This is a genomic window from Kumtagia sp., assembly GCF_059502445.1.
This window is the reverse complement of the sequence record NZ_JCACER010000083.1, coordinates 274,698-301,040: the sequence shown is the minus strand read 5'-3', so window position 1 is coordinate 301,040 and position 26,343 is coordinate 274,698. Positions and strand designations below refer to the sequence as shown.

Sequence of the window (26,343 nt, the reverse complement as noted above, 5' to 3'; positions counted from 1 at the left end):
GCTGTAGCGCTATGATTCGGCCGCCATCCGGCGCAGGACGGCCTCGATATCGACGGAACCCACACCGAAATTGCGGGCGATGAGGGCCTCCAGCTTCTCGGCAGTCCTGCTCACGGCGAACTCGATCTGCTCGGGCGTGTGCTCGGCGGTGATGAAGAAGCGCAGCCGCGCCTGTCCTTCCGGGACCGCCGGATGGATGATCGGCATCACGTTGATGCCGGCCTCCAGCAGGTCGTTGCAGAGCTGCGCGGCGCGCATCGAATCGCCGACGATGACCGGGATGACCGAGCAGCCGACGCTCACCCCGGTGTCGAGTCCGCGGGCGCGCGCCAGATCGAAGAACAGGCGGCCGTTGGCGCGCATGCGCGTGACGCGCTCCGGCTCGCGATCGATCAGGTCGAGCGAGGTCCAGGCGGCCGCGGCGAGCGCCGGCGCCAGACCGACGCTGTAGACGAAGCCGCCGGCATGGCCCTTGAGCAGGGTGACCAAGGCCTCGTTGCCGGCGACATAGCCGCCGCAGCTCGCGGTCGTCTTCGACAGCGTGCCCATCCAGATGTCGACGTCGCGCGGGTTGCAGCCGTGATACTCGGCCGTCCCGCGGCCGGTCCCGCCGATGACGCCGAGCGCATGCGCGTCGTCGACCATCAGCCAGAAACCGTAGCGCGCCCTGAGTTCGATCAGCCGGCGCAGGTCGGCGACGTCGCCGTCCATGGAGTAGACGCCTTCGACCAGCACCAGGGTGCGTCGGTGCCGGCCCGCCACCGAGCGCAGGACGCGCTCGAGATCCTCGGCGTCGTTGTGGCGGAAGAAGCGCCGATGCGCGCCGGACAGCTTTGCGCCCGTCAGCGCGCTGTTGTGGATGAACTCGTCGTGGATGATAAGGTCTTCCGGCCCGAGCAGCGTGCCGATCGCAGTGACGTTGGTCAGATAACCGCTGACGAAGACGATCGCCGCCTCGACGCCGTAGAAGGACGCGAGCTTGGCCTCGAGCTCGCCATGGATCGGGCGCTCGCCGGCGACCAGCCGGCTGGCGGAGGCCGAGATGCCGTAGCGGTCGATCGCCTTCTTGCTGGCCGCGAGCACCTCAGGATGGCGGTTCATGCCGAGATAGTCGTAGGAGGCGAAGTTAACCAGTTCCCGGCCGTCCACGACGGTGGTGGCGCCCGCCGCCCCGGCATGGCTGCGGAAGAATGGGTTGTCGATGCCGAGCTGGTCGCCGGCGGCGGCCTGCGCCATGATCTGCCTGTGCTCAGGCAGGTCGGCGAAGGACGGCACCTGTTCCGTTGGAAACGGCGCGGCCGGCCGCGCGACCCGCTTCGCCGCCGGCCGGGCATGGTCCTTCATGAAACTCAGCACCTGGTCGCGGACGGCGCTGGCGTCTCGGTTCCTGGAGCTCGGAGCGTCCTTCATTGCGAGCCTGCCTTTGCCAGCGTCGTATGGCGCGTGGCGAGGTGGTCGACGACGGTGACATTGGCGCCCTTGTCGTCGGCCATGCCGGTACCGGCGTGCTCGGTGACCTTGAGGTAGAGCTTGCGCGCGACGTCGCCGACCGTGGTGCTTTGGGTGACGCTGGACAGCGGCATCTCGAACCCGGTCTTCTGCCGGAAGCTCATGCCGAGCTCCATCGCCATCAGGCTGTCGAGCCCGACATCCTTGATGATTTTCAGCGGCGAGATCTCGGTCGCCGGGATGCGCAGGATGGTGGCGATCTCGGTGGCGACGAGCTGGAAGATCAACTGCTCGCCTTCCTCCTGGGTCTTGCCCTGTACCAGCCAGACGAGGTCGATGCGGTCGCCGTCGCCACCGGCCGACTGGGTCTTGGCCGAGCGCGCGACCACCTCGAAGAGCGGCGCGGCGACCGTCTTCAGGTGCCGGGCCATGCCCATGTCGATCTCGGCGATCGCGATCACCGCCGCCTCGACCGTGCCGGGGTCGCGTCCCACATAGGCGTCGACATAGGCGAGCGCCTGCGCGGCCGACATGCCGGTCTTGCCGATGCGCTTCGACAGGAGATCGTTGACGTCGCTGTTGCGGGCAAGGAAGCCGGTGTCGGAGATGGCGCCGAAGCCGACGGCGAGCGCCGGCAGGCCGGCGCGCCGGCGAGCCCGGGCCAACCCTTCGAGATAGCCGTTCGCCGCGACATAGTTGGCCTGTCCGGGGTTTCCGACCAGCGTCGTCGCCGACGAGAACAGGATGAAGTGATCGAGGGCGTCCTGCCTGGTCAGCCGGTCGAAGATTGCCGCTGCCCTGGCCTTGGGCGCCACGACCGCGCGCACCCGCTCTTCCGTCAGGTTCTCGATGAGGGCGTCGTCCAGCACCATGGCGGCGTGGACGACCGTCTTCAGCGGCCCCGAGGCGCGAACGGCCTCGAGCATACCCGTAACCGCCGCCTCGTCGGTGATGTCGCAGGCATGGAGTGAGGTCTTCACGCCCTGCGCTGCCCACTTGGCGATGGCGGCTGTCGTATCGTCGTCGGCCACGCCGCGGCGCGAGCAGAGCGCGATCTTGCGCGCGCCCTTCTCCACCAGCCAGTGCGCCGTCGCCAGTCCGAAGCCGCCTATGCCGCCGAGCACGAGATGGACGCCGGCGGGATCGGCGCGCAGGCCGGCCCGCGGAGCCATCAACACGGCATCCTCGCCGGGAACGGGCGCCTTGACCACGATCTTGCCGATATGGCCGGAGCCCTGCATCAGCCGGAAGGCGGAAACGATCTCGTCATGCCGGAAGGCGCGGTAGGGCAGGGGCGTCAGGTCGCCCTTCTCGAACAGCGCGGACAACTCGGCGAGCAGACTGGCGCTCAGCTCCGGCTGGGCGTTGAGCAACTGGTCGGCGTCGATGCCGAAATAGCTGATGTTGCGGCGGAACGGCCGCAGCCCGATCTTGGTGTCGGCGTAGAAGTCGCGCTTGCCCAGCTCGAGGAAGCGGCCGAACGGCTTGAGCAGCGACAGGCTCCGCTCCATCGCCTCCGAGAACAGCGAGTTGAGCACGATGTCCACGCCCTTCTGGCCGGTGGCGGCGAGCACGTCCTCCACGAAGGTGAGCGTGCGCGAGTTGAACACATGGTCGGCGCCCAGGGTCTCCAGCAGCCGACGCTTCTCCACCGATCCCGCCGTGGCGATCACCGTGGCGCCGCGTGCCTTGGCGACCTGCAGCGCCGCCAGGCCGACGCCGCCAGCGCCGCCATGGATCAGGATCGTCTCGCCGGCGCGGATGCGGGCGAGTTCGACGACCGCGTAGTAGGCGGTGAGGAAGGCGACCGGCAGCGTCGCGCCGGCGATCGGGTCGATACCGGCCGGCAGCCGCGCCACGCCCGAGCGCTTCACGCAGACATGTGTCGAGAAGGCCGCCGGAGCGACCGCCATGACGGCTTCGCCCACCGCGAGATCCTTGACGCCGGCGCCGATGGCCAGCACGTGGCCGGCGCACTCCATGCCGATCGTCGGGCCGGCAAAGCCGTCCTCGAGCGCCTCCTCGGGCAACATGCCCATGGCCCACATGACGTCGCGGAAATTGAGCCCGGTGGCGGCAACGGCAATGAGCACTTCGTCCGGGCCGGGCATGGACGGCGTCGCCGTCTGCCAGACGATGCTGGCGACCTGCGAGGCGACGGCCTGACGGACGGTCGCCGCTGTGAAGTCGTGCGTGCCGGATTGCCCGCCGCTGGCGGGGCCGGGCACGATCCGCAGTTCCTGCGCATTGCCGGTGTCGGGATCGATCGCCCACTCGCGGTTGTCGCTGTCGCCGGTCATCAGCGCCAGGGTCTTTTCCAGTCCGACAGCCGGGCCGCCGTCGCAGCCCGACAGATCGACGCTGTGCAGGTCGATCGCCTCGACCTCGTTGCGCAGCACGCGCAGATAGCTGCGCAGCCCCTCGTCGCGGGCCGAAAGCGGTGTTGCACCGTCCGGAGATTTGCCGGCGGGACTGCCGAGCAGGACGGCGAGCCGCTTCTTCGCCGCGGCATCGCCGACCTGCAGCGCCTGTGCGACCATGGCCACCTGCATCGCGCTCTTCGCCAGCCAGTCCGAGTCGTCTCCCTCGACCGCCGCCGGCACGTAGATGACGTTGCGTGCTACCGGATCAAGGCCGGCAAGGGCAGACGAAAACGCCTGCCGGTCCGCTTCGGCGTCACCTAGGAAACGGATCGATGCGAAGGGCGGCCTGCTCTCGAAGGCCGCATCGCCATGATGGACGACCAGCGCCGGCTGCCGTTCCGCCGGCCAGGCCGGCAGCGCGATCGTGCCGCGTGCCGCCGCTTCCACGGTGACGACGGGTCCCTCCGCAAGTCCGTGCTGCGTTACGGCCGGTGCCTCCAGCGGCAACAGGCGCAGCAAGGACTGCCAATCCTCCGCCGAGGCCAACTGGCCCACGGGGAACTCGACGCTTTTGCCGCGATCGAACCAGCCATCGCTCAGGCCGAAAGCGAAATCGGCAAAGGCGCTCGGCGCGGGTGCGCAGATCATCAGCTGCGTCGCCGGGCCGAACAGCGCTTCGACGGTCCTTCCGGCGTCATCGCCGCTCATCAGTGCGAAGGCGTGGTCGGCCGCGCTGATCACGATGTCGGCGACGCCGATCTGGGCCACGTCGGACGGACGCGCGATCGTCACCAATGGAGCGGCCTCGAAGGCGATCGAGAGTTCGGCAAAGGCGGTGTCGCGCGATTCGACCGCGACAAAGGCCGCGCCGGTCTCCGCAGCCAGGCGCGCCAGATTGGCGGTTACCGACCGCGAAACGGTACCGAGCTCGACGATGCGGCGCACCGGCCGGACCTCTCCTCCGCCACGAAGCGCCTTGCGCAGCGCAGACGTGATCATCTTCACCCGCGCGGCGCTGGCCGGCGAATGCGCCCTGAGCGTATCGATCGTGGTGTCGCTCAGCACGTTCGGCCGCGTCGATGCCTCGTCGAGGCGCTCGACCGGTCCCGCGTGCAGCCTGTCGAGGCGGTCCATCGCTTCCAGGTGCACGTCGTTCACCGCGACGATCTCGGCGATGCGGTCCGGCCTGTCGCGATAGACGGCACCGACGATCTCGGCCACCGCGGGCAACGAGCAGTCGGCCTCGATCCTCCAGTCCCCGTCTTCGCGCCGGGCCAGATCCACCGACTCCAGCAGGTACAGGCAGTTCGCCAGGAAGCATTGGAAGTCGGCATCGCCGGGCAGCGCGACGGCGGCGAGCATGCCGGTGTTGCGGCTTGCCTTGCGGGCGATCTCGAAGCTGGCGCGGTAGATCGCCGCCTCGATCATCTGGGAAGAGCCGTCGCCCTGGTCGTCGCCGGCCTCGAAAAATGGGCCAGGCTTGGCCGGCATCGCCGCAGCGGGCTGGAACGGCGGAACCCGGCTCGGCACAAGCGCCTGGTGGTAGGTGACGTCGTCCAGCGGCTTCTGCTGACGCAGGTAGGTACGCTTGAAGCGGCAATCTTCGATAACCGCGGCGATTTCGCCCGATTTGTCGAAGAACGTGAAATCGGCCTTGATCGAGCCTGCCGAAACGCGCCGGATGTCGATCACCGCCCGCGTGAGCGTGCCGCCGGCACCGTAAAGGCGCGTGCAGCCGAAGCGGACGGGAATATAGGGCGCGCCGCGCGCCTCTCCGGAGATGTCGCCGAACACGGCGACGAGGCCGTGGAAGGCAGCGTCCACGGAGACCGGGTGCAGGTTGTAGGTCACATGCGGATTGCGCGGCGCGGCCGGCAGGTCGAGCGCGACGTCGATCCGGTCCTCGCCGATCCGCGAGGCCTCGCGCAGAAGCTGGAAGGTCGGGCCGTAATCCAGTCCGAAATGACGGGCCGTCTCGTAGGCCACGGCGCCGGCAATCGGTTCCTTCTGCGCGCGCTTGCGCGCCGGGACCGGTTTCGGCCGGCCGGCCGGGAGACGGTGGCAGCGGGCGATGGCATGCACCGTCCAATCGTCGCTGCTCAGCCTGTCGCGCGACCTGATCTCGATGTCGCCGGTGTCGCCGGAGATGGTCGTCGACAGCTCGCGCAAATGGCTGTCGGACAGTTCGAGCGGACGGAAGATTTCCAGATTGGAGATTTCGACCTGCTCGGTCTCCAGGAACTGGCTCGCCGCCGAGATCGCAATGTCGAGGAAGGCGCTGCCGGGCAGGATCGGCTGGCCGTCGACGACATGTTCGGCGAGGTCGGGGAAGAGGTGCGCGTCGACATGGTTCTTCCAGCTTCCGCCGGACCGGTCGATGCGCCAGCCGGCCAGCGTATGCGGCGTATCGAGGCGCCCGTAGAGGTCGATGGCGTCGCTGGTGAACTCGTGGCGCATGTCGATCGGCTCGAACGGCAGCGACGGCAGTTCGACGCGCGCGTTGCGTGTGCCGAAGGCCTTCCGCCGGTCGAAGGCGCCGCCATTGGCGATCACGCGGGCGAAGGTGGTGGAGACCGGGTCCGCGGCGTTATCCTCGCGCAGCAGCGAACCGATGGCGGCCGCGGCGACCGAGCGGTCCTTGATCGTGTCCTTCAGATAGGATGTCAGGATCGGGCGCGGGCCGATCTCGACGAACAGGGTGCAGCCGAGGTCGATCGCCGTATGCGTGGCCTGCACGAAATGCACGGGCTCGCGCACGTTGCTCCACCAGTAGGCCGGATCGAGGCTGTTGCCGGACAGCACGCCGCCGGTCACCGTCGATATGAACGGCACCTGCGAGGTCCTGAGCGCGATCTGCGACATGTCCTCGAGGAAATCGTCCTTGGCGATCTCGATCAGCGGATGGTGGAAGGGATAGTTGATGTCGAGAACCTGCCCGACGACGCGTTCCGCCCGCATGACGTCGCGCAGCGCCGCGATCTGCTCGGTCGGTCCGGAGACCGACACCGATCCCTTGGCGTTGACGGCGGCCACGGTGATCTGGTCGAGGCCGTGGCGTCGGAAGAAGGCCATCGCGTCGTCCGGCGCGAGCTGCACCGCGGCCATGCCGCCCGAGCCGGCCAGCCGGTCCTGATGGTAGGAGCGCTTCGCCACCACGGAGACGGCGTCGACCAGCGAGATCGCCCCGGAGACGTAGGCGGCAGCCACCTCCCCGACCGAATGGCCGTAGACGGCGGCCGGTTTCACCCCGAGCAGGCCGAGCACGTCGGCGAGAGCGGCCTGGATGGCGAACAGCAGCGGCTGTCCGATCTTGGTGTCGCGCAGCTTCGTGTCGAGCTCGGGGTCGAGCAGCAGGTCGATGAGGCTGATCTGAGCGCGGACCTGGAACAGCGCGTGGATGACGTTGAAGCGGTCGCGGAAGGCCGTGTTGCGCCGGTAGGCGTCGATCGCCATGCCGGCCCATTGCGAGCCGTTGCCGGAAAACACGAAGGCGATCCTGGCGTCGTCCTGTACGGCTTCGGCCTGCACGCCTTCCTTGGCGTTGCGATCGCGCAGGCGCGCGTCGAGCGCCCTGACAATGGTTTCCGGGTCGTCGCCGACCGCGACGAACCGATGTTTCAGGCGTGCCCGATTCGCTCCCGTGGCCGCCACGAGCGGACGGCGCTCGTGGGGCGCGACATCCTTCAGCCTGGCGCGGTGGGATTTAAGCAGCGCTTCCAGCGCGGACGCGGTATGGGCGCTGGCGAGAAACACCTTGCCGCCGGCCTCCGGCTTGTCGCGGACGGGCCCGTCATGCGGATCGCTGATGATGACATGCGCGTTGGTGCCGCCGAAGCCGAAGGAATTGACGCCGGCGAGCCGCGCATGCTTGCCGTGCAGCAGCTCGATCGGTTCGCCAGCGACATGGACGTTGAGCGCCTTGAAATCGACCGACTCGTTCGGCGTGTCGAAATGCAGCGACGCCGGGAAGAAATTATGTTCCAGCGCCAGCATCGCCTTCATCAGGCCGAGCAGGCCGGATGCAGGCTCGGTGTGCCCGATGTTGGTCTTGATCGAGCCGATGGGGATAGGCGCCCGGCGGGAAGCCCCGATGACGGTGCCGATCGACCAGACCTCGGCCGGATCGCCCACCTTGGTGCCGGTGCCGTGGCCCTCGATGAAGGCGAGCCGGTTCGGATCGATGCCGTTGCCTTCGTAGAGAGATCTCAGCAACTGCGCCTGCGCCTGCTGCGAGGGAAGCGAGATGCCGTTGGTCCGGCCGGCGGAGTTCACGCCGGAGGCGAGGACGCGGGCATAGCTGCGGTCGCCCTCGGCAAGCGCGGTATCGCTGCGGCGCAGGATCACGACGGCGCCGCCTTCGGCCCGGACATAGCCGATGCCGTCATTGTCGTAGGCACGGCAAAGCCCCTCAGGCGACAGCATCCTGGCCTGCGCGAAGCCGACGAAGGCGAGCGGATGGGTGAGCGCGTTGACGCCGCCGACGATCGCCGTGTCGACCTCTCCGTCCTCCAGCGCCTTCATCGCCAGGTCGAGCGCCACCAGCGACGACGAGCAGGCGGTGTCGACGGTGAGGCTCGGGCCGTTCAGACCGAAGACATGGGAAATGCGGTTGGAAACGATCGACAGCGTGTTGCCGGTCATGAAATGCGGGCCGGCCGCGGCGGGGTCCTCGACGATGAGGTTGCCGTGGTCGAGTGCCGATGCGCCGATATAGACGCCGACGCGCTGGCTGCGCAGGTCGGTGAAGTCGAGGTTCGCGCTTTCGAGCGCCCGCCAGGTAAGCTGCAGAATCATCCGCTGCTGCGGATCCATCAGCTGCGCCTCGCGCTGCGACAACCCGAACACTCCCGCGTCGAAGCTGAAGCAGTTGTCGATGATGCCCGCGGCAAACGTGTAGGTCTTGCCGCGCGTTCCGATTTCGGGATGCCAATAGCGCGATTGATCCCACCGGTCGGCGGGCACCTGCGTGATCATGCAGCGACGCTGCCGCAGGAGTTCGAAAAGCTGCTCTGGCGTGTTTGCGCCCGGCGCCAAAACGGCGCGACCAATGATTTCTACCGACATGTCCCCTGACGCCGTTACACCAAGATCATGAACCTGGACCGCCCCGTTCGAAGTCGGTTATTCAGGAAAAGAAACTCCCGATCCTGTTCTCGTTGCGCCTCCCATGAGGAGACGAAAGTCTGGTAACGACGCCATTGGCACGACCGACCGTTCCGGTACTTTGCATTGTTCAGCTCGTATTCTTTTTGCTGCCTGGTCACATGCCCCAACAAATCGGTAGTAGCTCATGTAACGGCGCGAGACAATCGAAGAAGGCAAAAAATGATGGAATATGACGCGGCATACCCGGAACAACGTTTCCGTTCAGTAGCTTAGCCCGGTCATGCGCGCCCGTCCTGTAGTCCTGCCACAATTTCGTCCCTATTGTCGTTTTCCAGGGACAATTGGTCGACGCCCGCTGAATACAGCCGTGGTATTCTTTAGTCACCTGATGACGAATATGAACATCATCTGGCAACCATTCTGATTTTTTGTGACGATCGTGGATGCCGCCGTCACTTCATCCATCCGATAATCGATGCGCTTCGACGTCTGGAGAGTCAAGGGCACGGCCATTGACAAGCCGTTTGCGCGCGATCATTGGACGTTCTACGCCCGGAAAACGGTCGCTCGGCACGGGGTTGAATGGTTGCTTTCGGAACAAGCGGGCTTCGCGGTCTGGCGACGGATCTGCTTTCGGGGCCTGGCTACGTGCATGTTTCGGCTTTTGCCACCCATCTTGCGGAGGCGGGCCGGGTGGTTCGCGGATGCGCGGTGTTCGTCGGCAGCGACCGCCGCGACAGCAGTCCGGAGCTGACGCGCCAGACGCTTGCGGCGCTCGCCGCGGCGGGTTTTGCGCCGGTCTATTGCGGCGTGCTGCCGACGCCGGCATTGGCTTTTCACGCGATGAGCCTGCAGGCGCCGGCGGTCATGGTGACGGGCTCGCACATTCCGGCCGACCGCAACGGGCTCAAATTCTACCGGCCGGACGGCGAGATCGACAAGGCCGACGAACGGGCGATCGCGGCGCTGGCGGCGGCCGCGCCGGCAGCTGTGCCGGCCAGGCTTGCGGCTTTGCCGGCGCCGGACGCGGCGGCGCGGGATCGCTACGCCGCCCGCTACCGGGCTGCCTTCCCGTCGCCGATCCTGCGCGCGCGGCGCGTCGGACTGTGGCGGCACAGCTCGGTCGCCGCCGACCTTCTGGCCGGGCTGCTGGCGGGCCTCGGCGCCGAGGTGGTCGAGCTCGGCGCCAGCGACGGTTTTGTCGCCGTCGACACCGAGGCGATCGACGCGGCGACGGCGGAACGGCTGGCGCACTGGTCGCGGCAGCATCGGCTGGATGCGATCGTCTCGACCGACGGCGACGGCGACCGGCCGCTGCTTGCCGACGAGACGGGCCGGATCGTTCGCGGCGACGCGCTCGGGCTGGTGGCGGCGCGCCTGCTCGAGGCCGATGCCGTGGTGACGCCGGTCTCGTCCAATCCCGGCATCGACGACCGTTTCGGCTTCGCGGTGATCCGCACCAGGGTCGGCTCGCCCTTCGTGCTGGAGGGAATGGACACGGCGGCAAGGCGCGGCTTCACCCGCGTGCTCGGCTTCGAGGCGAATGGCGGCCTGCTGCTCGGCTCCGCGGTCGATCTCGGCGCCGCCCGGCTCGACGCGTTGCCGACCCGCGACAGCATGCTGCCGCTGCTCTGCGCCTTCGCCGCGGCAGGCGCGCATGGGCTGCCGCTGTCAAAGCTGTTCGACGATCTCGCCCTGCCGGCCTGCGTCAGCGGCCGCGTCGAGAATTTTTCGCGCGCCGACAGCGACCGGCTGATGGCTGCGCTGCGGGCCTCGCCCGACGCTGTGGGCAGCATCCTCGGCCCGATCGGCACGGCCACCCGCATCGACGACATCGACGGCCTGCGGATTCATCTCGACGGCGGCGGCATGATCCATCTCAGGCCCTCCGGCAACGCGCCGGAGATGCGCTGCTATGCCGCCGCGCCGACGCCCGAGCGCGCCGCAGCCCTGCTGGCGGCGGGGCTGGCGGCGATCGAACGGTTTCCCGACACCAACGAAACGCTTTGCGGAGCAGGCCAGTGAGCATCGTACCAGTGATCATCAGCGGCGGCGCCGGCTCGCGGCTCTGGCCATTGTCGCGCGAGGGCCATCCAAAACCGCTGATCGAGATGGGCGACGGCCAGTCGCTGCTGCGGCACGCCTATCGCCGCGCCCTGGCGATCCCGGGCGTCGCCGACATCCTCACCGTCACCAACCGCGATCTGCTGTTCGTCAGCGAGGACGAGTACCGCGACACCGGGCTCGCCGCGCCGCGGCTCACCTATCTGCTCGAGCCGGAAGGCCGCGACACGGCGGCCGCCATCGCCGCCGCCACGCTTGCCGTGGAGGAGGCGCATGGGCGCGACGCGGTGATGATCGTGCTGCCGGCCGACCACATGGTGACCGACGTGCCGGCCTTCGTCGCGGCGGCCGAAGAGGCGGCCGCGCTCGCCCGCCAGGGCCGGCTCGTCACCTTCGGCATCCGCCCGACCCGGCCGGAGACCGGCTACGGTTACATCGAGGCCTCCGGCACCGACGTGCTGCGCTTCGTCGAGAAGCCTGACCTGGCGCGCGCCGAGAGCTATGTCGCCGCCGGCAGCTTCTACTGGAACGCCGGCATGTTCTGCTTTGCCGCGGGCACCATGCTCGGCCTGCTCGAATCCTTGGCCCCCGACATTTTGCGCGACTGCCGGGCGGCGCTGAAGGCGGCGCGGCGCGTCAAGGGCGACGGCGTCGCCCAGATCGAGCTCGACAAGACCCGCTTTGCCGCGGTGCGAAAAGAATCGATCGATTACGCGGTGCTGGAGAAGGCGGAAAACGTGTCGGTCGTGCCCTGCGACATCGGCTGGAGCGACATCGGCTCGTGGACGGCCTTCGCCGACCTGCTTGCGGCCGACGAGGCCGGCAACCGGCTGGCCGGCGAGGTGGCGCTGGTCGACACGCGCAACACCGTCATTGCCGGCGGCGGCCGGCTGATCGGTGCGGTCGGGGTGGAGGACCTGATCATCGTCGACACCGCCGACGCGCTGCTGGTCGCCGGCAAGGACAGCGCCCAGGAGGTGAAGACGCTGTTCAACCGGCTGAAGGCGGATGGCCACGAGGCCGCCCGCCTGCACCGCACCGTGCACCGTCCCTGGGGCACCTACACCGTGCTGGAGGAGGGCGAGCGCTTCAAGATCAAGCGCATCGAGGTGAAACCCGGCGGCCGCCTCAGCCTGCAGATGCATCATCACCGCTCGGAACACTGGGTGGTCGTCTCCGGCACCGCCCGCATCGTCAACGGCGACACCGAGATGCTGCTGGCCACCAACCAGTCGACCTACATCCCCGCCGGCACCAACCATCGGCTGGAAAATCCCGGCATCCTGCGCCTGGTCATGATCGAGGTGCAGACCGGCGACTATCTCGGCGAGGACGACATCGTCCGCCTCGACGACGTCTATGGCCGAAGCTGAGCCGAGGCGGGCCGGAAGTGGAGGGGATCATGGGCGGGACCTATGCCTGGATCAACGAGCCGGCCTCGTGGTCGGGCGACGCGCCCGCGCTCGTCGTCGCCACCGACAAGGCGACGGATTTCTGGCGCGAGACGTTTTACGGCTTCGTGCGCGACAGCGGCCACGCTTTCCTGACGCCGATTTCGGGCGACTTCACGATTTCGGCGACCGTCGTCGGCGATTACGAACAGCTTTACGACCAGGCCGGGCTGATGCTCAGGCTGGACGAGCGCAACTGGATCAAGACCGGTATCGAATACACCGACGGCATGATGCATTTTTCCGTCGTCGTGACGCGCGAAGTGTCGGACTGGTCGGTCATACCGCTGCCCGATGCACGGCCCGACGACGCGGTCGAGATGCGGCTGACACGCCATGGCGATGCCGTGCGCATCCAGTACCGGCTCGGCGGCACATCCTGGCAGATGGCGCGGCTGGCACCGTTCCCGGCAGCGGACGCCTCGGCCGGCGTCATGGCCTGCTCGCCGGAGCGCGGCGGATTTCGTGCCCGCTTCCGCGACATCGCGGTCGGGCCGGCGATCGCCCGAAAACTGCACGCCGACTGAGCCGGCGGGGGAGGGGCTCCGCGGAGGCTCCTTGCAGTGCCTTTGTCGAACGGTATACCAGTGGTCACAAGCTTTGGCCGAGGGCGCACACCTCACCGCCTCGCTTCGCATGCCCCTTTCCGGTGGGAGGAATCGGTTGAGGCGGTACAGGCGCTCGCCAGCCTGGTTTGAGGTGGGGAGTGGCGAGCGAGCGAGCCGGTGAGGGGACTTGAGCACCTGAGGTCACGGCATCTGCCGGCACGGAAGCCGGCGAAAGATGGGCAAACGGAGCCAGGGTGACGAGCGGCAGGACGAACGGGCTGCGCGGAAAGGCGAGGTGGCGGACGGTCCTGCTGCCGGCCGCGCTGGCCGTCGTCCTCGTCGTCCCGGCTCTCAACCGGCATCCGGTACCTGAGCCGGCCCTGCCGCCGGCTGCCATTGTCGAGGCGAAGAAAATCGAGCCGCCGCGTCGGCGTCCCGGCTTCCTGTCGACGGTCGCCGGCAGTCCCTATCCGTTCCGGTCGGCGATCGGCGTCAATCCGGAACAGGTCTGCGACCGCCTCGACGAAGCGGGTTTCGCCAATTCCGGCTGGCGCGGCGCCGAGGTCGCCGGTGTCTGGGAATGCATGGCGCTGCTCCAGGCCCCCGCCGACGGCGGAGCCGGAGAGGTTTTGGAAACGCCGCAAAACAGCCTGTTCTATCTGCTGCGCGGCCGCGCCAGCCGCCGCATCAACTACGCCCGCATGAAGATCAACCTGCTCGACCCGGCCGGCGAGGCCAAAACGCTCGCCGACGCGGTGCGCTTCATGGAACTGTTCGCGGCGGCGGCCGGCTTCGACCTGCCTGCCGACCTGCGCGACGCGATCCTCGAGAAGACGCCGGCGACGGTCGTCACCCGCGACGTCAATTTCAAGCTGAAGCCGGAATTCGACGACCCGGCCCGCTTCAACCTGTCGATCGAGTTCGGCCCGACGCTTTATTCCTTCTACCGGACGCCTGCGCCCGAACCGCGGCCCGCCGCTTCGCGCGCCGTACCGGAGGCGGACGGCAAGGGCGGGCGCCTGCGCAAGGCGGAATGAAGGTTCGGCGCGCCGGTCCGTCGCCGGTCGCGGCTTCACCGTCCGATGACAGGGTCGGGGGAACCATCTCGCGTTTCACGCACTTGACTCTTGCGCTGTCGCGGATACAAGGCAGCGCATCCGCTTCGGCGGACCGGTCGCGGCGCTCTCCGCCGCGCTGCTGGGGAATAGGTTAACGGTAGACCAGCGGACTCTGACTCCGTTAGTCCTGGTTCGAATCCAGGTTCCCCAGCCAAAAAATCTCAGACCTTGATGAATCGGCTCCGCAGGACATTCCTTGCCGCGCCGTCGATGCCGATTGTCAATCCGCGTTGCTGTGGTCAATCCGTATCAAGCGACGGATCGATCACGGCAATGCGTCATCAGACCACCACGAAATTGGCCGCCGACAGCGCAAGACCGGGCGACAGCGCGGCGAACTTCACCGGGGCGAAGGCGCTGGCCGAGCCGTCGGCGTCGTAGAACAGCGAGCCGGTGGTGGAGTTATAGAGGATGCGGTCGTCGGCGTCCCTGGCTGCGAGCGCGATGTCCTTGAAGGCCGAGGCGTCGAGCGTGCCCAGCGTGGTCAGCGCCGTGAAGATGGCGTCGTCGAGATGGATGGAATCGTCGGCAACGCTGAAGTCGGCGATGCGGTCGACATTGCCGGCTCCCAGCGCGGTGGAGAAGCGGAAGGCGTCGGCGCCGCCCATGCCGAACAGCGTGTCGATGCCGCCGCCGCCGTCGAGCACGTTGTCGCCGTTGTTGCCGCGCACCCACTGGCGGATTTCGTTGCCGGTGAGGTCGACGGCGGAGGTGGCTGTGAGCGAGGTGGTGTTGAGGTATTCGACGCTGACGCCGGCGGCCAGCACGAAATCGACGCCGGCGGCGAGGCGGTCGTGGCCTTCGCCGGCGATCTCGACGATCAGGGCGGCGGCGGCATAGACGATGTAGGTGTCGTTGCCGTCATTGCCGATCAGCGTGTCGGGCACGCCGTCGTTGGGGAGCGGCCCGGTGCCGCCGTCATGCAGGATGTTGGCGCCGTCGTTGCCGGTGAGCGTATCGCTGAACAGCGAACCCCTCAGATTCTCGATGCCGGAGAGCGTGTCGCCGCTGGCATCGCCGGACGACGCTTGCGGCCCGGCCTGGCCGAGATCGACCGTCACGCCCGCCGAGGAAGCGGTATAACTGACGGTGTCGTCGTCGGCCCCGCCATTCAGCGTCTCGACCGCCGCGCCGCCGAGCAAAGTATCGTTGCCGGCCCCGCCGTTCAGGATCGCCGCGCCGTCGAGGACATCGTTGCCGGCCCCGCCGTCGAGCGTGCCGGCCCCCGTTCCGGTCAACCGGTCGGCGAACGCCGCGCCGATAGCGTTCTCGATGCCCGACAGCGTGTCGCCCTGGGCGTCGCCGCCTGTGCCGGTGCCGGCGGCGAGATTGACGATCACCGCGGCGGCGGAGCCGGAATAGTCGGCCGTGTCGACGCCTCCGCCGCCGGTGAGGGCGTCGGCGCCGGCACCGCCGATGAGTACTTCGTCGCCGGCCGAGCCGTTGAGGCTGTCGTTGCCGGCCGACCCGATCACACGCTCGATGCCGGTCAACGTGTCGCCCTGGGCGTCGCCGCCGCTGCCGGTGCCGCTGGTGAGATTGACGATCACGGGCGAAGCGGAGGCGGAATAGTCCGCCGTGTCGGAGATGCCAGCGCCGCCTTGCAGCGAATCGGCGCCCGCGCCGCCGACCAGGACGTCGTCGCCGGCGCCGCCGAGGAGGATGTCGCTGCCGCCGAGGCCGGTCAGGATGTCGTTGCCGCCCTGGCCATTGAGAGTATTGGCTCCCGCGCTGCCCGTGAGCGTGTCGCTCCCCGTGTTGGAGCCGATCAGGCTGGTGATGTCCTGCAGGAAATCGTTCTGGGCGTCGCCGCCGAAACCCATCGCTGCATTGGTGAGCTGGAGGTTGACGCCCAACATCGGCAGGATGAGGCTGACGGTCACCGAGAGGTCTATGGTCACGCCGTCGATGGAGGTGGTGTAGTCGGCGGCGTCGATACCCGAGGCGGTGATCACGCCGGAGGAATTGAGCAGGCCTCCGATGATCACATCCGCGCCGGCGCCGCCGCGGATGACATCATCGCCGGACCAGCCGATCGCGATATCGTCGCCGGCGAGCGCGTCGACAAAATCGTTTCCTATGGCCTGGATCGGGCCATTCATAAGGTCGGGGAACAGCTCGGCGCCGTTGGAACCGGTAAAAGTGGCCACGAAGTGCTCCTTGAGACGTTGTCGACTGCGCAATGTGCCACGCAGGCCGCCGACCCGCGCATAGCTACCTTGAGTTGTAGCACACGAATCGCCGACGGGTCGCTGATCCATGTGAACTGGAAGTTGGTGCCAACCCGGACATCGTTCAGACGGCTACGAAGTCGACCGCTGAGAGAGAAAGGCAGAGCCGGGAAGTCGTGGCCTGGCCCACGCTACGAGAAGAAGAAGTCCTTCGCCGGCAGCATCGGCGGCGCCGGCTCGTCCAGCGCTTCCAGGACCGAGATCTCGCAGACGCGGCAGAGCCCGTCCAGCGCGAGGTCGTTGGCTTCGGTGCCGAACGGGTCTTCCAGCTCCTCCGACAGGGCGTCGAGGCCGAAGAAGGTGTAGGCGATCAGCGCGGTGAACAGCGGCGTCGCCCAGCCGGTGGAAGCGACGAGGCCGAAGGGCAGCAGCAGGCAGACGATATGCGCCGTGCGCTGCAAGAGCAGCGTATAGGCGAAGGGCAGCGGCGTGCCGGCGATGCGTTCGCAGCCGGCCTGCAGGGCGGCGAGCGAGGCGAGCCGTTCGTCGAGGATGCGGTAGCCGATCGCGTCGATCTCGCCGGCCTTGTGCGCCGCGCCCACCTGCCTGCCCATCCGCCGCACCATTTCGTCCGCGCGGTTGGCGTGGCCGGAGAGGCCGTCGGCCTCGGCGCCGATGAAGGTCTTGGCGTCGGCCGTGGCATCGACCCGGCGCAATTGCCCGCGCAGGAGATGGCAGAAAGCGAGCGCGTTCATCAGCAGCGCGCGATGCCGGTCGCGCTCCTCGATCAGCGCGGTGGCCGCACGGGCCAGGTTACGGATGTCGAAGACCAGCTGGCCCCACAGTTTTCGCGCCTCCCACCAGCGGTCATAGGCGGCGTTGTTGCGGAAGCCGAGATAGATCGACAGCGTGATGGCGATCAACCCGAACGGCGCGATGCTGAAATCGCTCATGTCGAGGGCGAAATGGCGCACGGCGGCGACCACCAGCGCGGCATAGGCGGCGAAACCGAGCATGTGCGGCAGGATGCGCGGCACGATCGAGCCGCGCATGACGAAGAACAGCTGGAAGATGTTGGGCCTGGGACGGACGATCATGGTGTTTTGGTGCGTCCTTCGAGGCTCGCCGCTCCAGTTTGCCTTCAAATTCGCCTTGAGGTGAGGAAAGCCGTTTGCGGCGAGCCTCGATGGGTGCGCCGCAAGCGGGGCATCTCAGATGTCCAGTTCGTCGGCCTCGGCGAACTCGGCGCGTTCCTGGATGAAGCGGAAGCGCGCCTCGGCCTTGGTGCCCATCAGCGAATCGACGGCCGTCCTGGTGGCCTCCTCGTCGTCCAGCACCTCGACCCGCAGCAGCGTGCGCTTCTTCGAATCCATGGTTGTCTCCTTGAGCTGGGCGGCCATCATCTCGCCGAGACCCTTGAAGCGGCCGAGCTCGACCTTGCCGCGGCCGGTGAACTCGGTCTTCAACAGCTCGTCCTTGTGCGCGTCGTCGCGCGCATACATCACCTTGCCGCCCTGGCTGATGCGGTAGAGCGGCGGCACGGCCAGGTAGAGATGGCCGCCACGGACGAGCTGCGGCATCTCCTGGTAGAAGAAGGTGATGAGCAGCGAGGCGATGTGGGCACCGTCGACGTCGGCGTCGGTCATGATGATCACGCGGTCGTAGCGCAGGTCTTCCTCGCGGTAGCGCGAGCGCGTGCCGCAGCCGAGCGCCTGGATCAGGTCGGCAATGAGCTGGTTGGAAGCGAGCTTGTCGCTGCCGGCGCTGGCGACGTTGAGGATTTTTCCGCGCAGCGGCAGCACCGCCTGCATGGCGCGGTCGCGCGCCTGTTTTGCCGAGCCGCCGGCCGAGTCGCCCTCGACGATGAAGATTTCCGCGCCGGCGGCCGCCGTCTGCGTGCAGTCGGCGAGCTTTCCGGGCAAGCGCAGCTTGCGCACCGCGCTCTTGCGGCTGACCTCCTTCTCCTGGCGGCGGCGCACGCGCTCGTCGGCGCGCGCGATCACCCAGTCGAGCAGTTTTGTCGCTTCCTGCGGATTGTCGGCGAGCCAATGATCGAAGGCGTCGCGCACCGCATTCTCGACGATGCGGATCGCCTCGACGGTGGCCAGCCGGTCCTTGGTCTGGCCGACGAATTCCGGCTCGCGGATGAACACCGACAGCATGCCGGCGGCCGAGATCATCACGTCTTCCGGCGTCACCACGGCGGCGCGTTTGTTGCCGACGAGGTCGGCATAGGCCTTCAGCCCGCGCGTCAGCACCGAGCGGAAGCCGGCCTCGTGCGTGCCGCCGTCGGACGTGGGAATGGTGTTGCAGTAGGAGTTCAGAAAACCGTCGCCGCCGTACCAGGTGACGGCCCATTCGATCGAGCCGTGGCCGCCCTGCTTGTCGCTCTTGCCGGCGAACACCTCGCGGGTGACCTGGAACTCGTCGCCGAGCGTCGCGACCAGATAATCCTTCAGGCCGCCGGGGAAGTGGAAGACCGCCTTGTCCGGCGTCTTGTCCTTGTCGGCGATGAGTTCCGGCGCGCAGGACCAGCGGATTTCCACGCCGCCGAACAGATAGGCCTTCGAGCGCGCCATGCGGTAGAGCCGCGCCGGCTCGAACTTCGCGCCCTTGCCGAAGATGTCGGCGTCGGGATGGAAGCGGATCTTGGTGCCGCGCCGGTTCTGCACGTCGCCCAGCGGCTCCAGCCCGCCCTGCGGCACGCCGCGGGAAAAGCGCTGGCGATAGAGTTTTCGCCCGCGCGCCACCTCCACCTCGAGAAGGTCCGACAGGGCGTTCACCACCGATACGCCGACGCCGTGCAGACCGCCGGAGGTCTCGTAGACTTTCGAATCGAACTTGCCGCCGGCGTGCAGCGTGCACATGATCACTTCCAGCGCCGACTTGGTCGGGAATTTCGGATGCGGGTCGACCGGGATGCCGCGGCCGTTGTCGGTGACGGTGAGAAATCCGTCGGCGGAAAGCTCGACCTCGATGAAGGTGGCGTGTCCCGCCACCGCCTCGTCCATCGAATTGTCGATGACCTCGGCGAACAGATGGTGCAGCGCCTTCTCGTCGGTGCCGCCGATATACATGCCCGGCCGCCGGCGCACCGGCTCCAGCCCTTCCAGCACCTCGATATGGCTGGCGTCGTAGCCTTCACTGCCGTCCTTGGTCACGACGGTCTTGCGTGCCGCCTGCACGATCGGGTCGATCGGGCGCGGAGCGCGAGCGGGTTGCGCCCCGAGATTGGCAAAAAGGTCGTTGCTGTCGTCCATCAGATTGTCGGTCAAGTGATTCGAGCCCAGTCCGATCCTTGCACGAAAAACCGGCGCCGCGACACTGGTTCGCGATTCGTTCGCGTTGCTGTGCGTGTCGATTGTGGCGCCGTCATGGTTACTCGACGGTTGACGCCACGGCGGCCGGTGTGCGGCGCTCTATAAGCACCGACAGGACGGCAACGGCAAGTCCCGCGGAGCAGAAGCTATTTTCCGACGCATGCCATCGAACAGGTTTCAAGACTGTCTCCTGCAGCCAAGCTTCATCCTCGCCACGCCCTGCTTTTCGCAGTCTGGCCATTGAAAGGAAAGTGCGGGAAGCGGGGCGCGGGGCCGAGCCTCTCTAAGTAAAGTACGTGGCGCGGTGACCCGCGCCCCGCCGGCGTTCTTGCCCGTCCGCTAGCCCGCATTCGCGCGACCTTCGCGGCTGGGGCCCGGGTCTCCAGCTCACGCCAGCCGCGCTACCGTTTGCGCGGCCGACCCGGCGCCGACGCTCCCTCCTGATACCCGGTGCGCACCAGATTCCCGCAGGGAGGGCTTTCGGGCGCAAGTATGAGGAGATGGAAAGGGAGGGGATAGAATTTGGCCCGCGCGCGACGTCCGCCGCATTCCACAGCTTGGAAAAAACAGGGCAAGTGCCGGGGACAGTTTACTTTTTTCGGCCCGCGCGACTTCTGAACCGCTGCGGCTTTCTGCCGAAAGAAAGTAAACTGTCCCCTGCGGTTCCGCCTCGAGCATCGATCACGCGGGGCGAATTTTCGACCTGCCGGCGGGCGTTAAATTTACACCCGCTCTGCTCCGCTGCTACTCCGCCGCCCCGAGATAAGCCTCCACCGGCGGGCAGGAGCAGACGAGGTTGCGGTCGCCGGCGACGTTGTCGATGCGCGACACCGGCGGCCAATACTTCGCCGTCGTGTCCGGATCGCCGGCGGGGTAGGCGGCCTCCATCCGCGAATAGGGATGGCGCCAGTCGCCGGCCAGCGTCTCGGTTGCGGTGTGCGGCGCGTTGGCGAGCGGGTTGTCGTCCTTCGGCCATTCGCCCGACGCCACCTTCGCGGCTTCCCTGGCAATGGAGATCATCGCCGCGCAGAAGCGGTCGAGCTCGCGCTTGGGCTCGGACTCGGTCGGCTCGACCATCAGCGTCCCCGCAACCGGCCAGGACATGGTCGGTGCGTGAAAACCGTAGTCGATCAGCCGCTTGGCGACGTCTTCCACGGTGACGCCGGCGCTCTCCTTGAGCACGCGCGTGTCGAGGATGCACTCGTGCGCCACGCGGTCGCCGCGACCCTTGTAGAGCAGCGGATAGTGGTCCTTCAGGCGGGTGGCTACGTAGTTGGCGGCGAGAATCGCCTGTTCGGTCGCCTGCTTCAGGCCGGCCGCGCCCATCATGCGGATATACATCCAGGTGATCGGCAGGATCGAGGCGCTGCCGAAGGGCGCGGCCGAGACCGGATGGCTGGAGCCCTCGTGGACGTGACCGGGCAGGAACGGCGCCAGGTGCTCCGCCACGCCGATCGGGCCGACGCCGGGCCCGCCGCCGCCATGCGGGATGCAGAAGGTCTTGTGCAGGTTCATGTGGCAGACGTCGCCGCCGATGTCGCCGGGCCGCGCCAGCCCGACCAGCGCGTTGAGGTTGGCGCCGTCGAGATAGACCTGCCCGCCATGGTCATGGATGAGCTGGCAGAGATCCTTGACGCCCTCCTCGAAGACGCCATGCGTCGACGGATAGGTGATCATCAGCGCGGCGAGCTTGTCGGCATGCTGGGCGACCTTGGAGTGCATGTCGTCCATGTCGATGTCGCCGCTGTCGGTGCAGCGCACCACCACCACGTCCATGCCGGCCATCGCCGCGCTGGCCGGATTGGTGCCGTGGGCGGAGGAGGGGATCAGGCAGACGGTGCGGTGCGGCTCGCCGCGCGCCGCATGGTAGCGGCGGATGGCGAGCAGCCCGGCATATTCGCCCTGGCTGCCGGCATTGGGCTGCAGCGACACCCCGGCGAAGCCGGTGATCTCGGCAAGCCAGCGCTCGAGATCGTCGGTCATCGACCTGTAGCCCTTGGCGTGCTCCTTCGGCGCGAACGGGTGGAGATTGGCCACGCTCGGCCAGCTCACCGGGATCATCTCGGCGGCGGCATTGAGCTTCATGGTGCAGGAGCCGAGCGGGATCATGGTGCGGTCGAGCGCCAGATCCTTGTCGGCGAGCTTGCGCAGGAACCGCATCATCTCGGTTTCCGAGCGGTTCTCGTGGAACACCGGCTGCGACAGGAAGCCGTTGATCTCGCGGGCCTTGCCCGGCAGCAGGCGCCCGGCCTTCTCCGGAACGTCCGCGCCGAACAGGGCGGCAATCGCCTGGAGGTCGGCCTCGGTCGAGGTCTCGTCGAAGCTGATGCCGAGCCGGTCGCCGTCGATGGCCCTGAGCAGGCGTCCGTCCTTCTCGGCTTCCTTCGCAATGGCATTGGCCCGGCCGGGCACCTCGACGGTGACGGCGTCGAAACGCCTGTCGCCAAGCACGGTCACGCCCTCGGCCTTCAGGCCGGCGGCGAGCCGCGCCGCGAGGTCGTGCGCATGCGCGGCGATCGCCTGCAAGCCGTCCGGGCCGTGCCAGATGGCGTAGGCGGTCGCCATGTTGGCGAGCAGGGCCTGGGCCGTGCAGATGTTGGAGGTCGCCTTGTCGCGGCGGATGTGCTGCTCGCGCGTCTGCAGCGCCAGCCGGTAGCCGGGCCGGCCTTTCGTGTCGACGGACTGGCCGACCAGGCGGCCGGGCATCAGACGGGTCAGCCTGTCGGAGACGGCGCAATAGGCGGCGTGCGGGCCGCCGAAGCCGATCGGCACGCCGAAGCGCTGCATGGAGCCGACGGCGATGTCGGCCCCGAGGCTGGCCGGCGTCTGCATGACGGTGAGCGCCAGCGGGTCGGCGACGAAGATGACGATCGCGCCGGCCGCCTTGGCTTCGGCGATCTTGGCGGCATGGTCGCCGAAGACCCCATATGTGTCCGGCCAGGCGACGACCAACGCCGCGGTGTTTTCGTCGACCACGTCGCCGTCGACCTCGATGCCGAGCGGCTCGGCGCGCGTCTCGACCACCGCCCGCGTCTGCGGGTGCGGCTCGCCGGCGAAGGCGATGCGGCCGCGCTTCTCCTTGTGATGGCGGAAGGCGATGCCTACGGCTTCGGCCAGCGCGGTCGCCTCGTCGAGCAGCGAGGCGGAGGCGACCGGCAGGCCGGTCAGCTCCGCCACCAGCGTCTGGAAATTGAACAGCATCTCCAGCCGGCCCTGGCTGATCTCGGCCTGGTAGGGGGTGTAGGCCGTGTACCAGGCGGGATTTTCGAACAGGTTGCGCAGGATCACCGGCGGCACATGCGTGCCGTGATAGCCGAGGCCGACAAAGCTCTTCAGCACGACATTGGCCGACATTTTTTGCGCAAGCTCGGCCAGCGCCTCGGCTTCGCTGGCCGGTGCCGGCAGGTCGAGCGGACGCTCCAGCCGGATCCGCTTAGGGACGGCCTGCGAGATCAGGGTTTCGAGCGACGGCACACCGATCGCGGCAAGCATGGCGCGGGTGTCGGCGACGCCGGGGCCGATATGGCGGGGGGCGAAGGCATTCTTCATGGTCATGGCGGCCATCCTGCGTTCAGCCGGTGTGTTTTTCGTAGGCGGCAAGGTCCATCAGGCCGTCCAGCTGGCTCTTGTCGGAAAGCTTCATCTTCCACAGCCAGCCATCGCCCGTGGCCGAGGAGTTGACCAGCGCCGGCTCGGACGAGAGCGATGCATTGGCCTCCAGAATCTCGCCGTCGGCCGGCGCGTACACGTCGGACGCTGCCTTGACCGATTCGACCACCACCGCCGTGTCGCCCTTCTTCAAGGCGCGGCCGACTTCCGGCAGCTCGACGAAGACCAGGTCGCCGAGCTGTTCCTGCGCGTAGTCAGTGATGCCCACGGTCGCCGTGTCGCCCTCGACGCGGATCCATTCGTGGTCTTCCGTGTAGTAGATCTGGGGCATGGGCTCATCCTTTGCGGTAGCGATGGGGCGTGAAGGGAAGAGTGTGGACGTCGACGGGGATCTTGGTGCCGCGCACCTCGGCGAAGACGCGCGTGCCCGGCGCGGCAAGCGGCGCCGCCACGTAGCCGATGGCGACGGGATGGCCGGCCGACGGGCCGAAGCCGCCGGAGGTGACGCGGCCGACCGCCTGGCCGGTCTCGTCGGTCAGTTCGGCGCCGGCGCGCACCGGCTGGCGGCCGTCCGGCTTCAGCCCGACGCGCTTTTCCGCCGCGCCCAGCGCGATCGTCTTGTGCAGCGCGTCGGCGCCGACGAAGGTGCCCTGCGTGCGCAGCGGCTTGGGGATCGCCCACAGCAGCCCGGCCGCCACCGGGTCGGTGTCCTCCGAAATGTCCTGGCCGTGCAGGCAGAGTCCGGCCTCCAGGCGCAGGCTGTCGCGGGCGGCTAGCCCGATCCACATGACGCGTCCGTCGGCGAAGAGCTTGGCAACGAGATCGCGCGCGTCGGCTTCCGGCAGGCCGATCTCGAAGCCGTCCTCGCCGGTGTAGCCGGAGCGGCTCATGAACCAGCCCGGCTTCGGCTCGAGGCCGGTCATGAAGGTGAGCAAGCCGGTATCGATGCCGGCCCCGGTCAAAGCGGCCTCGGCCTCCGGTCCCTGGATCGCCAGGAAGACGCGCTCCAGCGGTTCCACCGTGCAGTCGAGTCCGGCGGCGAGCGCCTCGAGATGCGCGCCGTCCTTCTCCGCATTGCCGGCATTGGCGACGACCATGAAGCGGGTGGGGCCGAGCCGGGTGACGATCAGGTCGTCGATGATGCCGGCGGTCTCGGTGAGCAGGAAGGTGTATTTCGACAGCCCTTCGCTCAGCGCCTCCGCGTCGAGGGGGCAGGCCTTCGACAGCAGGGTCGCCGCGCCGGGGCCGGAGACGGCAATCAGCTTCATGTGCGAGATGTCGAACAGCCCGGCATGTTCGCGCGTGTGAAGATGCTCCTTCATCACGCCGGGCGGATAGGTCAGCGGCATCGACCAGCCGGCAAAGGCGCCGAAGCGCGCGCCGGCTGCCTGATGGAGGTCTTCGAGCGGAAGTTTCTTCTGGCCGACGTCAGTCATTGCTTCTCCAGAGCGCACGCGTCCGACCGTCGAAACGGTCCTATCGTGCCCCTCTGTCTGAAGCCTGAGAGACTCGCGCAGCCGGAACTCTGTCGGCGACGCTTACACCTTCGGCGCGGGGTTTTCGGCCCCGACTTTCCAGAGTGTCTACCCGGCGGCGGTTCTTTTGCCTGAGAGATTTCGGGCGGATTTCCCCTTCGGCGGCAGCGTCGCTGCTCTCTCCCGCAAACCGGTGAAGCTCCTTTCGGAACCTCGGACGACTCGTGTGTAGCCCAGCCCAGCGCTTTTGTCACGTCGCTATTGCACTGCAATATGTCGCGATGGGAACGCGGATGTCGCCCCCGGGATGACGGCGAGGCCCGGAAGGCCGGCGCCGCCGTCCGAATGGATCAGTCGAATGCGGGTTGCCGCAACCGGGCGAGGTCGCCTTCGAGCCGCGTGATCAGGTGTCCGGTTTCCACATGCAGCAGCTTCAGTCGGTCGAGTTGCGCGCTCACGGCAACGGCGAGTTCGGAGGGATCGGGTTCGTCGGGCGAGGTTCCGATGCCGTGCAGTACCCATGACAGGCTGACGTTGAGCAGGCCGGAGAGCATGGTCAGCCGCCTGGCGTCGGGTTGCGAGCGGTCGCTCTCCCAGGCTTTCACGGTGGCCATCTTCACGCCGAGCCGCCAGGCCAGTTCCTTGACGCTGAGGCCGGTCGTTTCGCGGGCCCGCGAGAGCCGCCCGCCAATGGTGTCGAAGTCGGGAGTTTCGTCGAAAATGCTCGTGCTGTCCGGCACCCGGTGCACCTCCTTGCTGATCGTGGGGAGTGTCGTGCGAAGCGACGACGGTGTGCTTCAAACATGTCGGACCATGCCGGCATGCACAACCGCTTGATCGGGAATTTCGCGTAACCTGCTGTAAACAGGCCCGAAAAAGTACCTCAGATGCCGCCGAACCAGTCGTAGCCGCGGTCCTCCCAATAGCCGCCCTTGCCGAAACCGATCGCGGCGAAGCTGTCGACCAGCTCGATGCGATGGATGTATTTCGGCATCTTGTAGCCGAGCTGGCGCTCGACCCGTACGCGCAGGGGCGCGCCGTTCTCAACCGGCAGCGGCCGGCCGTTCAGCCCGTAGGCGAGGATGGTCTGCGGGTGGTAGGCGTCGACGAGGTCGATCGAGCCGTAATATCTGATCTCGCCCGACAGGCCGCGCTCGATCGTGTCCAGGCAGTAAAACACGGCGAAGCGCGCCGTCGGCCGCACCCGCGCCTCGTCGAGCACGAGCGACAGCGGCACGCCCGTCCATTTGGCAATGCAGCTCCAGCCCTCGACGCAGTCGTGCCGGGTGATCTGCGTGCGCGACGGCATGGCCAGCAACTGTTCGCGCGTCAGCGACAGCGGCTTTTCGACCGTGCCGGCGATGTCAAGCCGCCAGTCGGCGAAGTCGCGCGACAGCAGCTCCTTGTAGACGGCATCGTCGGGCGCGCTCACGCCGTTCGGCTTCTGCGGCTGGCGGATGTCGGCCTCGGAAAACTCCTGCGCCAGCGTATGGCCCCCGCCGAGCAGCCTTTGGACGCGGTAGGTGAGGGCGTTGGCGCCCGCCATCACTTCGCGGAGACGGCTGTCGGGCGCGTCGAATACGTCGCAGCCCGGAAGCAGCAGGCTCGACGCGGCAAGGCCGGAACCGGTCAGGAATTTTCGCCGGCCGATGCTGAAGCGCGTCATCGT

14 protein-coding genes, 1 tRNA gene and 1 riboswitch are annotated in these 26,343 nt (G+C 67.7%); of the genes, 5 read left to right on the top strand and 10 right to left on the bottom strand.

The window, feature by feature from the left end:
- Positions 1 to 9: 9 nt before the first annotated feature.
- Complete coding sequence (locus AC5JDC_RS23315) at positions 10 to 1,410, bottom strand: aminotransferase class I/II-fold pyridoxal phosphate-dependent enzyme (RefSeq protein ID WP_106772171.1); 1,401 nt, start codon at positions 1,408 to 1,410, stop codon at positions 10 to 12.
- Positions 1,407 to 8,876, bottom strand: a complete 7,470-nt coding sequence (locus AC5JDC_RS23310; RefSeq protein WP_495845005.1) for an SDR family NAD(P)-dependent oxidoreductase — start codon at positions 8,874 to 8,876, stop codon at positions 1,407 to 1,409. Before AC5JDC_RS23310 ends, AC5JDC_RS23315 begins: the two co-directional genes overlap by 4 nt.
- Positions 8,877 to 9,500: 624 nt before the next feature.
- On the opposite strand from AC5JDC_RS23310, the gene AC5JDC_RS23305 reads away from it, so the two are divergent.
- The 5 genes from AC5JDC_RS23305 (at position 9,501) to AC5JDC_RS23285 (ending at position 14,253) form a co-directional block, all read left to right on the top strand.
- Positions 9,501 to 10,943, top strand: a complete 1,443-nt coding sequence (locus AC5JDC_RS23305; protein WP_495845003.1) for a phosphohexomutase domain-containing protein — start codon at positions 9,501 to 9,503, stop codon at positions 10,941 to 10,943.
- A complete protein-coding gene (locus tag AC5JDC_RS23300; protein WP_495845001.1) occupies positions 10,940 to 12,355 on the top strand; it encodes a mannose-1-phosphate guanylyltransferase/mannose-6-phosphate isomerase in 1,416 nt (471 codons plus the stop codon). The genes AC5JDC_RS23305 and AC5JDC_RS23300 overlap by 4 nt, the downstream gene beginning before the upstream one ends.
- A gap of 29 nt (positions 12,356 to 12,384) precedes the next feature.
- Positions 12,385 to 12,960: a DUF1349 domain-containing protein gene (locus tag AC5JDC_RS23295; RefSeq protein WP_495844999.1), complete on the top strand. Its 576-nt coding sequence runs from the start codon at positions 12,385 to 12,387 to the stop codon at positions 12,958 to 12,960.
- Positions 12,961 to 13,235: 275 nt separating this feature from the next.
- On the top strand, positions 13,236 to 14,018 hold the full coding sequence (locus tag AC5JDC_RS23290; RefSeq protein ID WP_495844998.1) for a DUF6030 family protein: 783 nt from the start codon (positions 13,236 to 13,238) through the stop codon (positions 14,016 to 14,018).
- A gap of 161 nt (positions 14,019 to 14,179) precedes the next feature.
- Positions 14,180 to 14,253: transfer RNA gene (locus AC5JDC_RS23285), tRNA-Gln, on the top strand.
- 127 nt (positions 14,254 to 14,380) lie between these two features.
- Here the strand turns inward: AC5JDC_RS23285 and AC5JDC_RS23280 are convergent.
- From AC5JDC_RS23280 to AC5JDC_RS23245, 8 genes are all read right to left on the bottom strand, one after another.
- Entirely contained in the window at positions 14,381 to 16,249 is a 1,869-nt protein-coding gene (locus AC5JDC_RS23280; RefSeq protein ID WP_495844997.1) for a beta strand repeat-containing protein, read from the bottom strand.
- A gap of 212 nt (positions 16,250 to 16,461) precedes the next feature.
- Positions 16,462 to 17,367, bottom strand: a complete 906-nt coding sequence (locus tag AC5JDC_RS23275; RefSeq protein ID WP_495844995.1) for a bestrophin family protein — start codon at positions 17,365 to 17,367, stop codon at positions 16,462 to 16,464.
- Positions 17,368 to 17,481: 114 nt separating this feature from the next.
- Complete coding sequence (gene parE / locus AC5JDC_RS23270) at positions 17,482 to 19,530, bottom strand: DNA topoisomerase IV subunit B (protein ID WP_495845065.1); 2,049 nt, start codon at positions 19,528 to 19,530, stop codon at positions 17,482 to 17,484.
- 804 nt (positions 19,531 to 20,334) lie between these two features.
- Complete coding sequence (gene gcvP / locus AC5JDC_RS23265) at positions 20,335 to 23,139, bottom strand: aminomethyl-transferring glycine dehydrogenase (protein WP_495845064.1); 2,805 nt, start codon at positions 23,137 to 23,139, stop codon at positions 20,335 to 20,337.
- 22 nt (positions 23,140 to 23,161) lie between these two features.
- Positions 23,162 to 23,530 (bottom strand): glycine cleavage system protein GcvH, encoded by a 369-nt coding sequence (gcvH, locus tag AC5JDC_RS23260; protein WP_106770397.1) that lies wholly within the window; start codon positions 23,528 to 23,530, stop codon positions 23,162 to 23,164.
- A gap of 4 nt (positions 23,531 to 23,534) precedes the next feature.
- The gene (gene gcvT / locus AC5JDC_RS23255) at positions 23,535 to 24,635 is read right to left on the bottom strand and encodes a glycine cleavage system aminomethyltransferase GcvT (protein ID WP_495844992.1); all 1,101 of its coding nucleotides are present in this window, start codon (positions 24,633 to 24,635) and stop codon (positions 23,535 to 23,537) included.
- 148 nt (positions 24,636 to 24,783) lie between these two features.
- Positions 24,784 to 24,870: riboswitch (glycine riboswitch) on the bottom strand.
- 154 nt (positions 24,871 to 25,024) lie between these two features.
- Entirely contained in the window at positions 25,025 to 25,414 is a 390-nt protein-coding gene (locus AC5JDC_RS23250) for a helix-turn-helix domain-containing protein (RefSeq protein WP_106770395.1), read from the bottom strand.
- 143 nt (positions 25,415 to 25,557) lie between these two features.
- Complete coding sequence (locus AC5JDC_RS23245; protein ID WP_495844989.1) at positions 25,558 to 26,340, bottom strand: molybdopterin-binding protein; 783 nt, start codon at positions 26,338 to 26,340, stop codon at positions 25,558 to 25,560.
- Positions 26,341 to 26,343: the final 3 nt, after the last annotated feature.

Excerpts from the sequence above, each read along its gene's own strand:
- AC5JDC_RS23315 (WP_106772171.1), bottom strand. The coding sequence starts at position 1,410 with ATGAAGGACGCTCCGAGCTCCAGGAACCGAGACGCCAGCGCCGTCCGC.
- AC5JDC_RS23310 (WP_495845005.1), bottom strand. The coding sequence starts at position 8,876 with ATGTCGGTAGAAATCATTGGTCGCGCCGTTTTGGCGCCGGGCGCAAAC.
- AC5JDC_RS23305 (WP_495845003.1), top strand. The coding sequence starts at position 9,501 with ATGGTTGCTTTCGGAACAAGCGGGCTTCGCGGTCTGGCGACGGATCTG.
- AC5JDC_RS23295 (WP_495844999.1), top strand. The coding sequence starts at position 12,385 with ATGGGCGGGACCTATGCCTGGATCAACGAGCCGGCCTCGTGGTCGGGC.
- AC5JDC_RS23275 (WP_495844995.1), bottom strand. The coding sequence starts at position 17,367 with ATGATCGTCCGTCCCAGGCCCAACATCTTCCAGCTGTTCTTCGTCATG.
- parE (WP_495845065.1), bottom strand. The coding sequence starts at position 19,530 with ATGGACGACAGCAACGACCTTTTTGCCAATCTCGGGGCGCAACCCGCT.
- gcvP (WP_495845064.1), bottom strand. The coding sequence starts at position 23,139 with ATGAAGAATGCCTTCGCCCCCCGCCATATCGGCCCCGGCGTCGCCGAC.
- gcvH (WP_106770397.1), bottom strand. The coding sequence starts at position 23,530 with ATGCCCCAGATCTACTACACGGAAGACCACGAATGGATCCGCGTCGAG.
- gcvT (WP_495844992.1), bottom strand. The coding sequence starts at position 24,635 with ATGACTGACGTCGGCCAGAAGAAACTTCCGCTCGAAGACCTCCATCAG.
- AC5JDC_RS23245 (WP_495844989.1), bottom strand. The coding sequence starts at position 26,340 with ATGACGCGCTTCAGCATCGGCCGGCGAAAATTCCTGACCGGTTCCGGC.